Below are 14,296 nucleotides of genomic sequence, written 5' to 3'. Positions count from 1 at the left end.
AGCAGCTATCGAAATATCAGGGTTAACCCTAAGTTTTCGGTAACTGCCAAGCCTGAAACTATAACACAACTTTTGCAGATTATGCAACCGGCTTTTGCCTAATTTGCATCCCATCTTGCAACCCCGCTGTTTCGTGAATCACTTCACTTCGCAGCAGCCCCGGATCGCTCCAGAGGTTGGTTACCGCCCAGTCGGCTTGCAACGTTGTTCAGACCACCCCACCGGGTAAACCCTGATTTGTCGTCACCAGCCAAGCCCAAGACTATAGCACAATTTTTGCAGGCTATGCAACTGGCTTCTGCCTGATTTGCACCACCTTTTGCAAAATTCGCTGACCGCTGGTTCGAGAGAGTCATTGCTGGCTCACCGCCTTGCGGCCCTGCGGCAGATCTGCTTGCCATAGCGTTCAGATCCGTTGCACTTGCCTGGCCTCGCTGCTCAAAACTGCTTGAACTGCGAAGGAGCGAGACTATAGCACAGAATTTTGGGCTGTCACACGCCGGACGCAAAAAGTCTGATGAATTTGCAGACCGCCCGATACCTGGGCCCGCGGGTCGCCCTCTGCCTGCCCTCTGCCTGCCCTCTGCCTGCCCTCTGCCTGCCCTCTGCCTGCCCTCTGCCTGCCCTCTGCCTGCCCTCTGTCTGCCCGCCCTCCTCCCCCGCCCACGCACTTGCCCAATGCCGCGTCTCTCTATATAGATAGCGTTGTGCCCGCCTGCCCCACGGCGCGATCGCCAATATCCACGCGGCGCCTCCTGTCTATATATATAGATAGGTCGTCTTGCCTGTAGGCTATTGCCTTGCTTGCCAGGCGCACCGGTACGTTTACTATTCGCCTTGCGCCGCACCGCCCTTACCTTGGAGAAGATGCCCCCATGCCCCCAACCATCGCGTTGAGCGAAGATATCCTGATCAACGTCACGCCCTTCGAGACCCGCGTCGCGCTGGTCGAGCAGGGATCGGTGCAGGAGCTGCACGTGGAGCGCAGCATCCAGCGCGGACACGTCGGCAATATCTATCTGGGGCGGGTGGTCCGGGTGCTGCCGGGGATGCAGAGCGCCTTCATCGACATCGGCCTGGAACGGGCCGCCTTCATCCATATCGCGGACCTGCGCGAGAACCGCGGGGAGCGCAGCCAGGGCCTGACGCCCACGCCGATCGAGAAGCTGCTGTTCGAGGGGCAGACCATCATGGTCCAGGTGGTCAAGGATCCCCTGGGCACCAAGGGCGCCAGGCTGTCGACCCAGATCAGCATGGCCGGCCGCATGCTGGTCTACCTGCCGCACGATCCGCACATCGGCATTTCGCAGAAGATCGACTCGGAGTCCGAGCGCATCCAGCTGCGCGAGCGACTGCAGGCGCTGATGCCGAGCGAGGAGAAAGGCGGCTTCATCGTGCGTACCCAGGCCGAGGGCGCCAATGACGAGGAATTGGCGGCCGACCTGGAATACCTGCGCAAGCTGTGGACCAGCGTGCAGGCGGCCGCCCGCACCCAGCCGGCGCCGGCGCTGCTGCACCAGGACCTGACGCTGGCGCAGCGGGTGCTGCGCGACATGGTGGGACCGTCGACCGGCAGCATCCTGGTCGATTCACGCACCACGACGGCGGCGATGCTGGAGTGGGCCCGCGTCTACACGCCTTCCGTGGTCGACCGCATCCAGCACTACAGCGGCGAGCGCCCCCTGTTCGATACCGCCAACGTCGACGAGGAAATCGCGCGGGCGCTGTCGCGCCGCGTCGACCTGAAGTCGGGCGGCTACCTGATCATCGACCAGACCGAGGCGCTGACCACGGTCGACGTCAACACCGGCGGCTTCGTCGGCGGGCGCAATTTCGACGACACCATCTTCAAGACCAACCTGGAGGCGGCCCAGGCCATCGCGCGCCAGCTACGGCTGCGCAATCTGGGCGGGATCGTGATCCTCGACTTCATCGACATGGAGGAACAGGAGCACCGCGAGACCGTGCTGGCCGAACTGAAGAAGGCGCTGTCGCGCGACCGCACCCGCATGACGGTCAACGGCTTCACGCAGCTCGGCCTGGTGGAAATGACGCGCAAGCGCACCCGCGATTCGCTGGCGCACCAGTTGTGCGAACCCTGCCCCATGTGCGAGTCGCGCGGCAACGTGCGCACGCCGCGCACGGTCTGCTATGAGATCCTGCGCGAGATCCTGCGCGAGGCGCGCCAGTTCAATCCCAAGGAATTCCGCATCCTGGCGTCGCAGGACGTGGTGGATCTGTTCCTGGAGGAAGAGAGCCAGCACCTGGCGATGCTGGGCGACTTCGTCGGCAAGCGGGTGTCGCTGGAAGTCGAGAGCACGTACTCGCAGGAAAAGTACGACATCATCCTGGTTTGAGGCCCGGCGCCTTGCCGGCCGGCGGCCGGTTCCGCATCATTGCTGACACTGGAAAGCCGCGATCGCGGCTTTCTTGCCATGGACCCTTCCCATCGCGATCATCGCCACTATCAGGTGCGGCGCAAACTTTCACGTCAATGTGTGTGATTTTTGTATCGCGACACTTCGATTGAAATGAAGTTTGAAACCGATGGCGACGGAGACGGCGACCCGATAAGCTCGCCACCGGCTGGCAGGCCCCGGGGTTGAGGGGCCGCGCCATTTCCCATGTTTTCCGGAGAGTATCCCAATGAAATCCCTATTCCGTCCGTTCCTGCTGCTGGCCCTGGCCTTGCCGCTGGTGCTGGCCGCCTGCGGCAGCAAAGAACCCGAACAGCGCGCCGCGTTCACGCAGTTCCTGCAGACCCGCATCGTCGACAAGCCCGGCGTGCGCGTGCCGAAGCTGACGGAAGAAGAGAAGAAGTCGTTCGGCGACTACGCCGCGCACTATGCCGTGATCACCGATTTCAACGCCGCCATGGACGCGTCCGTGAAGCCGATGGGCAACCTGATGCAGAAAGGCGCCGTGCGCTCGCTGAACGATGTGATCGCGCGCCGCGACGACATCAAGACGGTGCAGGCCGCGCTCAAGGACATGGGCGAGGCGCTGGGCAAGGAGCAGGCCAAGGCGGATGCCGCCCGCGCGCAGCTCAAGCAGCCCGATGACCTGAAGGCGGTCTACGACAAGGCCTACGCCAAGACCGTCACGGTGCCCGCCGACACGTTCCGCGAAGTGCTGCCGCAGATCAGCGGCACGCTGGACAGCAGCCTGAAGGTGGCCGACTACGTGGAAGCGCACAAGGCGCAGATCGACCTGTCCGGCCCGATGCCCAAGGTGCAGGATCCGACGGTGCTGGCCGAGCTGAACAAGCTGCTGCAGGAACTGACCGCCCAGGCCCAGAAGGTGCAAGCGGCACAGACCCGCCTGCAGGCGGTGATGCTGGGCGGCTGAGAACGCGCCGCGACGTTTACCTGGACGGCCCTCGGGCCGTCTTTTTTTTGGGCGCGCGGCCACATCATGGGTCCGCCGCCACCACGCGGTTGCGCCCGGTCTCCTTGGCGCGATAGACGGCGGCGTCGGCCGCCTCGACCAGGGCGGCGGCATCCTCGCCCGCGCGCGGCACCATGGTGGCCACGCCGATGCTGACCGTGACGATGCCGCCCTCGTTGTCCTCGTGCTGCGCCCGCAGGCCGACCACGGCCTGGCGGATGTGCTCGGCGATGTCGATGGCGCGCTCGCGCGCGGTGTCGGGCAGCAGGGCGACGAATTCCTCGCCGCCGTAGCGCGCCGCCAGGTCGCGCGGACGCCGGGCCTTGCCGCGCAGGGTCAGCGCCAGCATCTTGAGCAACTGATCGCCTTCCTGGTGGCCGTAGCGGTCGTTGTACAGCTTGAACCGTTCGGCATCGAGAAACAGCAGCGACAGCGGTTGGCCGTCGCGCCCGGCGCTGGCCCATTCACGCGCCAAGGCCTCGTCGAAAGTGCGGCGGTTGGCGATGCCGGTCAGGCCGTCGGTCTGGGCTTCTCTTTCGAGCTGGCGTTCGACCGCTTCGCGCAGCCGCGTCTCGCGCCGGTACAGCACGATCTGCGCCATGACCGAGGCGAACAGCGCGAGCGTGATCGGGATGATCAGCATGGCCCGCCGCACCCACGGCTCCAGGACGTCGTCGACCGCCATCGCCACGTCGACGACCAGCGGGGTGCCCGGGACGCCGCCGAAGGTATAGAGGCGATTGATGCCGTCGGGCGCGAGCACGCCGACAAAGACGCCCTCGCGCCGGATCAGGAATTGCTGAAAATCCATGGCGTGGCCGATGTCGTCGCCCAGGTCACGCGAGGAATACGGCGTGCGCGCGATGACCGCGCCGTCGTTGCGGAAAATCGTGATGGCGTCGCGCGGGCCGATGGACAGTCCGGCGAAGCGCTCGCGGAAATAGGCCAGGCGCAAGGAACCGGAGACCACACCGGCGAAGCTGCCGTCCGGGTGGGAGAGCCGGCGGCTGATGCCGATGCTCTCGTCGCCCCCGCGCAGGCGGCTCTGGTAGGGGCGGCTGATGTACATGCCGGCATCGGCCTGCTCGCGATGGACCTGGAAGAAATCGCGGTCGGCGAAGTTCACGTCGGGCGGCAACAGGCTCTGCGAGTCGTAGCGGATGTTGCCGTGCTGGTCCAGGATCAGGATGGTGCCCAGGTATTCGGCGCTGGCGGCGCGGTCGAACAGGAAGCGGTGCAAGGTGGCGCGCGGCAGCGTTTCGATGCCGGGTTCGTGCAGGCGCTCAATGACACCCTGCAATGACAGGTCGTAGACACGAATGGTGCGGCTGATATCGGCCGAGAGCGCTTCGGAGAGGTTGCTGGCGGAGACGTAGGCCTGGTTCCAGGTGGTGCGCCGGTCCATCCAGAGCAGCGCCATCGCGGCGGCACAGATGCCGATGGCGATCAGCCCCGCCAGGGCATACAGACTGCGGTGTAGTAACCCGTGGGACTTCAATACGGCGCTCCTTCGCTATCGCGGTAGGGGTCGTGCCATTTTTACCGGTCATAATGCCGCAAGGCCATGCGGGCAGGCAAGATGGCGCCAGCAGCGCCGCGCCCGCCGTTCCCATTTAACGAAGCTATGAATACCCAGGACAGGATTTACAGCGTACCCACCCGGCGGTTCACGCGGTGGCTGGTCGACCCCGGCCGCAACGTGCCGCCGGATATCCGCGTGGCGCTGGTGGGCGGCTTGTTCGGATCCTTGCCCATCTTCTTCGGCGGCATCATCAATACCCTGCTGGTGGCGGCGCTGATCACGCTGCGCCGGCCCGAACCGCCGTTCCTGCTGTGGCTGGCGATGGAGTCATTGATCTGCGCCACCCGTATCGTGGTGCTGGTGTCCGCCCGGCGCGCGGCGCTGGCCCACCGGCCGACCCCGACCGACCTGTATGTGGTGCTGGCGTTGTTCTGGGCCGGCAGCGTGGGCTACGGCACCTTCATCAGCCTGACCAGCGGCGACTGGATCGCGGCGACGCTGGCCTGCCTGTCGGCGGCCTCGATGGTCGGCGGCATCTGCGTGCGCAATTTCGGCGCGCCGCGGCTGTCGGCGGCGATGGTGGCGCTGAGCGTGGGCCCCTGCGCGCTGGCGGCCCTGTTCACCCAGGAGCCGATTTTCTGGCTGGTGCTGGTGCAGGTGCCGCTCTACATGACCTCGATGTCGATGGCCTCGTACCGGCTCAACGGCATGCTGGTGTCGACCATGCTGGCCGAGCGGGAGAACGAGCGCCAGGCGCGGCAGGATTCACTGACCGGACTGCTGAACCGCTATGGCCTGCTGCGCGCGCTGGACCTGGCGGTGGGCCGGGCCAGCCAGGGCAAGGCCGAGTTCGCGGTGCTGTACCTGGACCTGGACGGCTTCAAGTCGGTCAACGACACCTACGGCCACGGCGCCGGCGACACGCTGCTCAAGCAGGTGTCCGAACGCCTGCTGGCGCTCAAGCCGCCGGGCGCCGAGGCCGGCCGGATCGGCGGCGACGAGTTCGTGCTGTTGATGCGGCTGGACGGCAACGAGGATATCCGGCGGTTTTCCGACCGGATCATCGACAGCGTCAGGCAGCCCTACGACCTGCAGCAGGCCATGCCGGTCTACATCGGCGGCAGCATCGGCATTGCGCTGATCCCGCGCCACGGCGCCGACACGGCCGCGGTGCTGCATGCGGCGGACCAGGCGTTGTACCTGGCCAAGTCCGCCGGCAAGAGCCGGGCGGCGATGGCCCAGCTCTGACAGCCGGCGGACAGGGCGCGCGCCCCCACGGTCACGCGCCCGCGCCGGCCTTCAGGACGCCGTGGCGGCGATCCGGAAGGGAAAGGCCTTGGCACCGCGCGCCTTGTCGGTTTCGCGGTGGGCGCTGATGGCCCAGGCCGGGCCGGCTCCACGCGTCGACTGGACCAATTGGCGCATCGCGCCGGCGGAGAATCCGCAGTGCAGGGTCATGGCTTGCCGCCGCGCAAGCTCAAGCCCGACAGCGTGCGGGGTCGTGGAAATCCGATCGGATTGCAGCATGGCAGGCCCCTGGCAGAGGCGCTTCGGAAGTGAAGCGCCGATGGAGACCAATCTACCTCAGCCGCTCAGGCTTGCGCGTGAAATGAAGCGTAAAGTAATGAAAAGACGCTGTAATACATCATCCAAAAGACCTGTCATACGCCGGTCATGCCGGCGCACCAGGCTCGGCGTGGCCTGAAGGCGCCACGGTTTCCCGGTCGGCCTGGTCGTTGCGGCCGTCGGCCGGGCCGGTCATGTTGCCGTACAAGAGCGAGCGCCCGGCGAACAGGCCCCCCGCCACCTCCAGCGCGAACCGGTCGGTGTCGCGCTTGCGCACGTCCGCCACGACCTCGGCGGCTTCGTCCGGCGGCACGCCGATGACGCGTAGCGCCGCCTCGCCGAACACCAGGGCGGATTCCAGGGTCTCGCGCACCTGATAGTCGACGCCCTCCCTGACCAGCGCCAGGGAATGGATGCGGTCATAGGCCCGCACCACCAGCTGCACCAGCGGGAATTCGGCCTTGATCAGCTTGACCATGTGATTGACCGACTGCGGATTGTCGATGCAGATCAGGATGACCTTGGCGGTTTCGGCGCCGGCGGTGCGCAGCATGTCGATACGGGTTCCGTCCCCGTAATACACCTTGACGCCCCATTTGGCGGCGGCGCGGATGGCGTCGGTGTCTGTATCCAGGATCGACACCTTGATGTCGCGCGCCAGCATCGCCTGGGTCACGATCTGGCCGAAGCGGCCGAAGCCGACGATCAGCGCGCAGCCGTCCAGGTCCTGGGCGACATCCACCCCTTCCATCGACGGCACCGGCTTGGGCAGCAGCCAGCGCAGCGCCAGCACGCACAGCGGCGTCAGCGCCATGGAGATGATGACCACCGCGATCAGCACGGCGGCCAGGTGCGCGTCGAAGATGCCGGCGGCGGCGGCGGCGCCGTACAGCACGAAGGCGAATTCGCCGCCCTGCGCCAGCAGGGCCGCGCGGGTCAGCGCCTCGGCGTGGCTGGCGCGCAGCAGGCGGGCGACCAGGTAGACGCCCACCGACTTGACCACCATGAACACCACCACGCCGGCCAGGATCAGCTGCCATTCGCGGGCCACGGCGGCCAGGTCCAGCGACATGCCCACGCCCAGGAAGAACAGGCCCAGCAGGATGCCGCGGAACGGTTCGACCTCGGCTTCAAGCTGGTGGCGGAAGGTGGATTCGGACAGCAGCACGCCGGCCAGGAACGCGCCCATGGCCATCGACAGGCCGCCGAATTCCATCAACAGCGCCGCCCCCAGCACCACCAGCAGGGCCGCGGCCGTCATCACTTCGCGCGCATGCGCGGCGGCCAGCAGCCGGAACAGCGGATTGAGCAGCCAGCGCCCGGCCGCCAGCAACGCCAGCACGCAACCGAGGGCGATGGCCGACTGCCGCCAGGGATCGCCATGCTCGCTGGCGCCGGCCGGCGCCAGCAGCGCCACCAGGGCCAGCAGCGGCACGATGGCCAGGTCTTCGAGCAGCAGGATGGAAACGATGCGCTGGCCCTGGGCGCTGGCGGTCTCGTCGCGCTCGGCCAGGATCTGCATGACGATGGCGGTGGACGACAGCACGAAGCCCATCGCCGCCATGAAGGCGGCCGGGCCCGACAGGCCGGCGGCCAGGCCGACCGCGGTCAGCAAGGCGCCGCAGGCCAGCACCTGGGCCACGCCCAGGCCGAAGATTTCGCCGCGCAGCTTCCACAGCCGCGACGGCTGCATCTCCAGGCCGATGATGAACAGGAACATCACCACGCCGAGTTCGGCGACGTGCAGGATGGATCGGGGGTCGGAGAACCAGCCGATGCCGAACGGGCCGATGGCCAGCCCGGCGGCCAGATAGCCCAGGACCGAGCCCAGGCCCAGGCGCTTGAACAGGGGCACCGCCACCACCGCGGCCCCCAGCAGAACGACGACGTTGACGAGCTGGTTGCCTTCGGCGGGCAGGGACATGGGCGGCTCCTGGGTGGCGGCCTGGCGCGGCGCGCGGGGCGCCGCGCGGGATCAGTCTTCGCGGAACTGCATCTTGTAGAGCGAGGCGTACAGGCCGTTGGCGGCCAGCAGCTCGGGATGCGCGCCCTGTTCGACGATCTTGCCGGCGTCGAGGACGATGATGCGGTCGGCGTTCTGCACGGTCGACAGGCGGTGCGCGATGACCAGCGTGGTGCGGCCCTTCATGAGGCGCTCGAGCGAGGACTGGACCTGGCGTTCGGATTCGTTGTCGAGCGCGGAGGTGGCTTCGTCGAGGATCAGGATGGGCGCGTTCTTGATCAGGGCGCGGGCGATCGCCAGGCGCTGGCGCTGGCCACCGGACAGGCGGGCGGCGTTCTCGCCGACCGGGGTGTTGATGCCCTGCGGCAGGCCTTCGACGAATTCCAGCAGGTTGGCGGCGGCCAGGGCGTCGCGCACCTGCTGCTCGCTGGCCTGGCCGAGCGCGCCGTAACCGACGTTGGCGGCGATGGTGTCGTCGAACAGCACCACGTCCTGGCTGACCAGCGACAGGTGCGAGCGCAGGCTGCGCAGCTTCAGGTCGTTGATCGGCACGTCGTCGACGAAAATGGCGCCGCTGTCGGCCAGGACGAAGCGCGGCAGCATGTTGACCAGCGTGGTCTTGCCGCTGCCGGAACGCCCCACCAGGGCCACGGTCTGGCCGGGCTCGACGATGAACGACACGTCATTGACGGTGTCGCGGTCGGCGTCGGAGAAGCGGTGGGTGACGTTGCGGAACTCGACCTTGCCGCGCACCGGCTCGGGCAGCTCACGGGTGCCGTCGTCGCCTTCCGGGACCTGGTCGATCAGGGTGAACACGCTTTCGGCCGACACCAGCATCTTCTGCATGCGGGCGGCCAGGTTGGTCAGGCGCTTGATCGGGTCGAAGATCTGGGCCAGCGCGGCCATGAAGGAGGCGAAGCTGCCGACGGTGAGCGCGCCGTTGTTGGCCTGGCTCAGGGCCACGGCGATGACCGCGCCGACCGAGATCGAGATGCAGACCTGCGTCAGCGGCGTCAGGGCCGCGTCGGCGGTGGCGGTGCGCATGGCGAAGCGGCGCAGGCGGGTGCTGACGAAATCGAAACGGCCGCGTTCGACCTCGTAACCGTCGAACAGCTTGATGACGCGCTGGCCGTCGATGCCCTCGCTGACCACGCGGGTCAGTTCGGCGTTCATGTTGACGGTTTCGCGGTTGATGCGGCGCAGGCGCTTGATGAAGACGCGGGCGATCAGCACCGAGACCGGCAGCATGATCAGGATGATCAGCGTCAGCACCCACGACATGTACAGCAGCACGCAGATCAGGGCGATGACCACCAGGGTCTCGCGCACCAGCACCGTGATGACGTCGGTGGCGTAGCCGGTGACGTTGCCGGCGTCGATGGTGAAGCGGTTCAGCAGGCGGCCGGTGTCGCCACGCTTGAAGTCGGCGTCGGGCAGGCCCAGCAGGCGTTCGAACATGTCGCGCCGCATGCCCAGCAGGACATTGTTGGCGACCCAGGCGAGCAGGTAGTCGCTGAAGAAGTTGCAGACGCCGCGCACGAAGATCAGGCCCACCACCGCCAGCGGCAGCGCCCAGACATAATAGGGTTTGGCGCCCGAAAAGCCCTCGTCCAGCAACGGCTTCATAATGACGGCCAGCGTGGGCTGCGTGGCGGCGGCGCCGGCCATCAGCAGGGTCGCCAGCACCAAACCCTTCCAGTAGGAGCCGACCCGGCTGTAGATACGGCTCCAGAGTTCAGCTTTGACGGGCTGGGAGCCCGCAGGCGCGTTGCGTGCGGCAGAATTCAATGGAATCACTCGCTTTTATACAATTGTGCCCCGGATTGTACTGGCTACGCGTTACCGCGCGGGGCCGGGCGTCCCCCCTTCAGCCCCTATCGCGCCGTGCGCCTGTCCATGTCCGAAATCAGTTGCCTTTACGTCCGCCTGCCCAATTGGGTGGGTGATGTCTGCATGAGCCTGCCCAGCCTGCGCACCCTGCAGGCCGCCGGCCTGCCCCTGGTGATCTGCGCCCGCCCCTGGGCCCGGGACCTGTTGGATGGCATCGAGAAACGGGAGTTCCTGCCGATGCTGGGCAAAGTGGGGCCGGATCGAGCCAAGGTCAGCGCGCACCGCCGCTCGCTGGGCGCCGAAGGCCGCCGCGCCCGCGGGCTGCTGCTGCCGGACTCGCTGTCGAGCGCGCTGGTGTTCCGGCTGGCGGGACTGCCGTCGGCCGGCTACCGTGACGATGGCCGCAGCTTCCTGCTGCGCTGGCCGGTGGCCAAGCCGGACGCCGGGCTGCACGCGGTGCAGTCCTGGCACCACCTGACCCGCGAGGCGCTGGCGCGCTGGGGACTGCCGACCGGCCCCGTCCAGCCGGGCCCGACGCTCGACCTGCCGCTGACGCCGGCCCACCAGCAGACCGCCAGCCTGGCCCTGGAGGCGGCCGGCCTGGCCGGCCAGCGCTTCGTCCTGATCGCCCCCACCGCGACCGGTCTGCACAAAGGCAAGGTCAAGGTGTGGCCGGGATTCGATACACTTACCCGCACGCTGCAAGCCCGGGGCCATACCGTGGTAATGTGCCCCCCTCCGGCGGAAACCGAGGAAGCCCGGCGCAATGCGCCCACGGCGCAGTTGCTGCCTCCGCTGCCGCTGGGCGCGTTCGCCGCGTTGACGGCCCGCGCGGCGTTGGTGATTTGCAACGACTCCGGCGTCTCGCACGTGGCCGCCGCGGCCGGCGCCCGCGAGTTGACGCTGTTCGGCGTCACCCGCCCCGGCCGCACCGGCCCGTGGTCGCCACGGGCGGTATGCGTCGGTTCGGAAACGGCCTGGCCGTCCATCGAAGAGGTGGAACGGCAGGCGGGCCAGTTACTGGACGGCGCGCAGTAAACGCTTAGTTTTGAAATGACCATCATGTCCAGCTACCTCACGAATCTGATCATCCCCTACAACCTGTGCCTGACCCTGGTGGTGATCGGCCTGGTGCTGGGCCTGTTCCGCCTGCGCAAGACCGGCGGCGCCCTGATCGTCGCCGGCCTGCTGTGGGCGCTGGCCTGGTCGCTGCCGGCCACCTCGCTGTGGCTGGGCGGCGCGCTGGAAAGCCGCTACCCGCACCTGCCGCCGACCGAGTCACCCACGGCCGACGCCATCGTGGTGCTGGGCGGCAATACCGCCAATGGCCGCGCCAACTGGTTCCTGCCCTACGACAAGGACACCGCGGTGGTGCGCGTGGACACCGCCGCGCAGTTGTACCTGGCCGGCCGCGCGCCCAAGGTGGTGCTGTCCGGCGGCGCCCTGGAAGGCGACGTCAGCGAGGCCCGCGGCATGGCCCACGCCATCCGCCAGCAGGGCGTGCCGGAATCGGCCCTGATCCTGGAAAACGCCAGCCGCACCACCTACGAGAACGCGGCCCTGACCGAAGACCAGCTCAAGACCCGCGGCATCGGCAAGGTGCTGCTGGTGACCTCGGCGCTGCACATGCCGCGCGCCATGGCGGCCTTCTCCAAGCAGGGCGTGGTCGCCATCGCCGCCCCCGCGCCGCCGCAGATCGTGGCGCCCACCGACGGTTCGCTCAACCGCTGGCTGCCCGACCAGCGCACCTTCGACGCCAGCCGCTCGATCATCAAGGAATACGCCGGCCTGTTCGTGTACTGGCTGCGCGGGTGGGTCTGAGCATGGCGACGGCGCTGGCCTGCCGGCCGGGATGCGGCGCCTGTTGCATCGCGCCGTCGATCACCCGGCCGATCCCGGGGATGCCGGATGGCAAGCCGGCCGGCGTGCCCTGTATCCAGCTGCTGCCGGACATGCGCTGCGCGATCTTCGGCCAGCCGTCGCGGCCCGGCTTTTGCGGCGGGCTCCAGGCCCAGGCCGAGATGTGCGGGCCGGACCGCGAATATGCCGTGCGCTGGCTGGGCGAGCTGGAACGGGCCACGGCGCCGGCGCACTGAAAAGCACAACGGGACCTCGCGGTCCCGTTGTCGTTTCTGGCGCGGGCCTGACGACGGCCCCGTCCTCGCCCGTCGTCAGGCGCGCTCGGCCAGCACCGCGTGGTACAGGTCCTCGTAGCGGGTCGCCACGGTTTCCCAGCTCTGGTCGCGGGCGATCGCCAGGCCGCGTTCGGACAGCGCCGCGCGCAGCTCGGGTTCATCACCCAGGCGTTGCAGGGCCTGCGCCAGCTGCGCCCCGTCGCGCGGGTCCTGCAGGATCAGCGCGTCCTTGCCGGCCGACAGATATTGCGCGAAGCCGCAATAGGCCGGCGAACTGACCACCACCGGCAGGCCATGCGACATGGCTTCCAGCGGCGCCATGGCGTAGCTGTCGTTGAGCGTGGGATGGGCGTAGATGTCGGCCGCGGCGAAATAGCGGGCGACCTCGGGCGTGGGATCCACCAGCGTGACGCGGCTGGCGACCGCGCCGGCCGCGCGCACGCGGTCGCGGGTGGCGTCGTCGGCGCCCACCACCAGCAGGCGGTACGGCGCGGGCAACAGCGCCAGGGCGTCGAGCAGCGCGGGCAGGCCCTTGCGCAGCGGATTGCGGGCCACCAGCAGGCAGCCGATGGTGGCGTCGTCCCAGCCGAGTCCGGCGCGGGTGGCGGCGCGGGCCGCGGCGGCCTCGGGCGCGGGCAGCTTGACGCCGGGCGCGATGATCTCGACCGGCAGTTGCGGACCGTAGCTTCGGTGCAGCTGGTCCATGATCAGGCCCGACACCGCCACCACGCGCCGCGCCGGCGCGCGGCGCACGCGGAATTTCTCCAGCAGCAGATAGGTGGCCAGGCGCGGGCTGAGCCAGGCCAGTGCGCGCTTGGCCGGCTTGACCCGGGTCAGGCGGTTGTAGCGCACCGGCGTGACGTGCATGACCTGGATTTCACCGGCCCAGCCGTTCATGTGCGAATGCACGATGTCGTAGCGGCCGCGCGTCAGGCGATCGGCCTTCCAGGCGAAATACAGCACCCGCATCCAGCTGGGCAGCCAGCCGGGAAAGCGCACGGGCAGGAAGGGAAACGGCAGGTCGCTGTCGAAGTCGCGCGCCACCACGGAAACGTCGTGGCGCTCGCCCAGCACGCGCATGAGTTCGACGCCGTAGGCCTCGGCGCCGCCGAAGCGGTTGCCGAAGCGGTCGACCAGCAGTGCGATGCGCAGCCGCCGCTCAGCCGCGCCCGCGGATGTCTTCATAGCGCGTCAGGCATTTCTGCAGGAAACGGAAGATGCCGGTCGAACGCGACACCGTCACCCGCGGCAGGCCGAAGGGATCGTCGCTGGCGTTGGCCAGGCCGCGCTTGGTCAGCGTGGCGTTGTCATAGCCCGCTTCGCGCGCCATGACCAGGTGCTCCGGGCCATGGTCGCCATAGGGGTAGCAGAAGGCGGTGACGGGCGCGCCCAGCACCTGCTCCAGCGCGTCCTTGGACTCGACCATCTGGCGGCGCGCCTCGTCGGGCGTCATTTCGGGCAGATGGACGTGGTCCAGGGTGTGCGAGCCGACCTCGTGGCCGGACGCGGCCCATTGGCGCATCTCGTCGACCGTCATGAGCGGCGAGAACGGGATGCCGATCTTGGCGTCCCAGACGTTGCCGCCGTCGAACTGGTTGGCCACCAGGTAGTTGGTGGCGGTGAAGCCCAGCTTGTCCAGCACCGGCATCGCGTTCTGGACCACGTTGCGGTAGCCGTCGTCGAAGGTCAGGCCGAACACCTTGCCGCGGCGCTCGCCGCGCACGTAGGGCATGACGTCGCGCATCGACAGACCGCGGTAGCCCAGGAAGCGCATCCAGCGCATCTGGCGCGCGAAATCGTCCGGGTGCACCGTCAGGCCGCGGAACGGCGTGCCCTTGGGATTGGGCTCGCCGATCTGGTGGTACATGAGAATTGGGATAGACATGGCGGGAT

Annotated in this window: 12 protein-coding genes; 6 read left to right on the top strand and 6 right to left on the bottom strand. The window is 67.9% G+C overall.

The window, feature by feature from the left end; translation table 11 throughout:
- Nucleotides 1-893 precede the first annotated feature (893 nt).
- Both rng and H0523_RS13080 read left to right on the top strand, forming a co-directional pair.
- Nucleotides 894-2,357: a ribonuclease G gene (gene rng, locus H0523_RS13085; protein WP_054434422.1), complete on the top strand. Its 1,464-nt coding sequence runs from the start codon at nucleotides 894-896 to the stop codon at nucleotides 2,355-2,357.
- Between the two features lie 289 nt (nucleotides 2,358-2,646).
- Nucleotides 2,647-3,348: a DUF3053 domain-containing protein gene (locus tag H0523_RS13080; protein ID WP_054434421.1), complete on the top strand. Its 702-nt coding sequence runs from the start codon at nucleotides 2,647-2,649 to the stop codon at nucleotides 3,346-3,348.
- 64 nt (nucleotides 3,349-3,412) lie between these two features.
- On the opposite strand, the gene H0523_RS13075 is transcribed toward H0523_RS13080, so the two are convergent.
- Complete coding sequence (locus tag H0523_RS13075; protein WP_054434419.1) at nucleotides 3,413-4,885, bottom strand: sensor domain-containing diguanylate cyclase; 1,473 nt, start codon at nucleotides 4,883-4,885, stop codon at nucleotides 3,413-3,415.
- Nucleotides 4,886-5,011: 126 nt separating this feature from the next.
- Between H0523_RS13075 and H0523_RS13070 the strand changes: the two genes are divergently transcribed.
- Nucleotides 5,012-6,157: a GGDEF domain-containing protein gene (locus H0523_RS13070; protein WP_054434417.1), complete on the top strand. Its 1,146-nt coding sequence runs from the start codon at nucleotides 5,012-5,014 to the stop codon at nucleotides 6,155-6,157.
- A gap of 51 nt (nucleotides 6,158-6,208) precedes the next feature.
- Here the strand turns inward: H0523_RS13070 and H0523_RS13065 are convergent, their stop codons facing one another.
- The 3 genes from H0523_RS13065 to msbA form a co-directional block, all read right to left on the bottom strand.
- A complete protein-coding gene (locus H0523_RS13065) occupies nucleotides 6,209-6,436 on the bottom strand; it encodes a hypothetical protein (RefSeq protein WP_054434415.1) in 228 nt (75 codons plus the stop codon).
- 145 nt (nucleotides 6,437-6,581) lie between these two features.
- Nucleotides 6,582-8,399: a monovalent cation:proton antiporter-2 (CPA2) family protein gene (locus tag H0523_RS13060; protein WP_054434413.1), complete on the bottom strand. Its 1,818-nt coding sequence runs from the start codon at nucleotides 8,397-8,399 to the stop codon at nucleotides 6,582-6,584.
- A 51-nt stretch (nucleotides 8,400-8,450) separates the two neighbouring features.
- Complete coding sequence (gene msbA / locus H0523_RS13055) at nucleotides 8,451-10,226, bottom strand: lipid A export permease/ATP-binding protein MsbA (protein WP_054434411.1); 1,776 nt, start codon at nucleotides 10,224-10,226, stop codon at nucleotides 8,451-8,453.
- Nucleotides 10,227-10,334: 108 nt separating this feature from the next.
- Between msbA and H0523_RS13050 the strand changes: the two genes are divergently transcribed.
- Genes H0523_RS13050 through H0523_RS13040 form a run of 3 tightly spaced genes read left to right on the top strand, consistent with a single transcriptional unit; the run spans nucleotide 10,335 to nucleotide 12,364 of the window.
- Nucleotides 10,335-11,306 (top strand): glycosyltransferase family 9 protein, encoded by a 972-nt coding sequence (locus H0523_RS13050; protein ID WP_054434409.1) that lies wholly within the window; start codon nucleotides 10,335-10,337, stop codon nucleotides 11,304-11,306.
- A gap of 15 nt (nucleotides 11,307-11,321) precedes the next feature.
- Nucleotides 11,322-12,089: a YdcF family protein gene (locus H0523_RS13045; protein ID WP_006393900.1), complete on the top strand. Its 768-nt coding sequence runs from the start codon at nucleotides 11,322-11,324 to the stop codon at nucleotides 12,087-12,089.
- A 2-nt stretch (nucleotides 12,090-12,091) separates the two neighbouring features.
- A complete protein-coding gene (locus tag H0523_RS13040) occupies nucleotides 12,092-12,364 on the top strand; it encodes a YkgJ family cysteine cluster protein (protein ID WP_054434431.1) in 273 nt (90 codons plus the stop codon).
- 75 nt (nucleotides 12,365-12,439) lie between these two features.
- Here H0523_RS13040 and H0523_RS13035 read toward each other — a convergent pair whose 3' ends face one another.
- Both H0523_RS13035 and H0523_RS13030 read right to left on the bottom strand, forming a co-directional pair.
- The gene (locus H0523_RS13035) at nucleotides 12,440-13,588 is read right to left on the bottom strand and encodes a glycosyltransferase family 4 protein (RefSeq protein ID WP_054434407.1); all 1,149 of its coding nucleotides are present in this window, start codon (nucleotides 13,586-13,588) and stop codon (nucleotides 12,440-12,442) included.
- Nucleotides 13,563-14,288 carry a polysaccharide deacetylase family protein gene (locus tag H0523_RS13030; RefSeq protein ID WP_085943756.1) on the bottom strand — a complete coding sequence of 242 codons (726 nt, stop codon included), beginning with the start codon at nucleotides 14,286-14,288 and terminating at the stop codon, nucleotides 13,563-13,565. The genes H0523_RS13035 and H0523_RS13030 overlap by 26 nt, the downstream gene beginning before the upstream one ends.
- Nucleotides 14,289-14,296: the final 8 nt, after the last annotated feature.

Origin of the sequence: Achromobacter insuavis, from assembly GCF_902859645.1 — a bacterium.
In the GTDB taxonomy this organism is placed as follows: Bacteria; Pseudomonadota; Gammaproteobacteria; order Burkholderiales; family Burkholderiaceae_B; genus Achromobacter; species Achromobacter insuavis.
The sequence above is the reverse complement of the archived record's forward strand: the minus strand, read 5'-3'. Positions and strand labels throughout refer to the sequence as shown.

Excerpts from the sequence above, each read along its gene's own strand:
- H0523_RS13080 (WP_054434421.1), top strand. The coding sequence starts at position 2,647 with ATGAAATCCCTATTCCGTCCGTTCCTGCTGCTGGCCCTGGCCTTGCCG.
- H0523_RS13070 (WP_054434417.1), top strand. The coding sequence starts at position 5,012 with ATGAATACCCAGGACAGGATTTACAGCGTACCCACCCGGCGGTTCACG.
- H0523_RS13040 (WP_054434431.1), top strand. The coding sequence starts at position 12,092 with ATGGCGACGGCGCTGGCCTGCCGGCCGGGATGCGGCGCCTGTTGCATC.
- H0523_RS13030 (WP_085943756.1), bottom strand. The coding sequence starts at position 14,288 with ATGTCTATCCCAATTCTCATGTACCACCAGATCGGCGAGCCCAATCCC.
- H0523_RS13060 (WP_054434413.1), bottom strand. The coding sequence starts at position 8,399 with ATGTCCCTGCCCGCCGAAGGCAACCAGCTCGTCAACGTCGTCGTTCTG.
- H0523_RS13065 (WP_054434415.1), bottom strand. The coding sequence starts at position 6,436 with ATGCTGCAATCCGATCGGATTTCCACGACCCCGCACGCTGTCGGGCTT.
- H0523_RS13035 (WP_054434407.1), bottom strand. The coding sequence starts at position 13,588 with ATGAAGACATCCGCGGGCGCGGCTGAGCGGCGGCTGCGCATCGCACTG.
- H0523_RS13045 (WP_006393900.1), top strand. The coding sequence starts at position 11,322 with ATGACCATCATGTCCAGCTACCTCACGAATCTGATCATCCCCTACAAC.
- H0523_RS13050 (WP_054434409.1), top strand. The coding sequence starts at position 10,335 with ATGTCCGAAATCAGTTGCCTTTACGTCCGCCTGCCCAATTGGGTGGGT.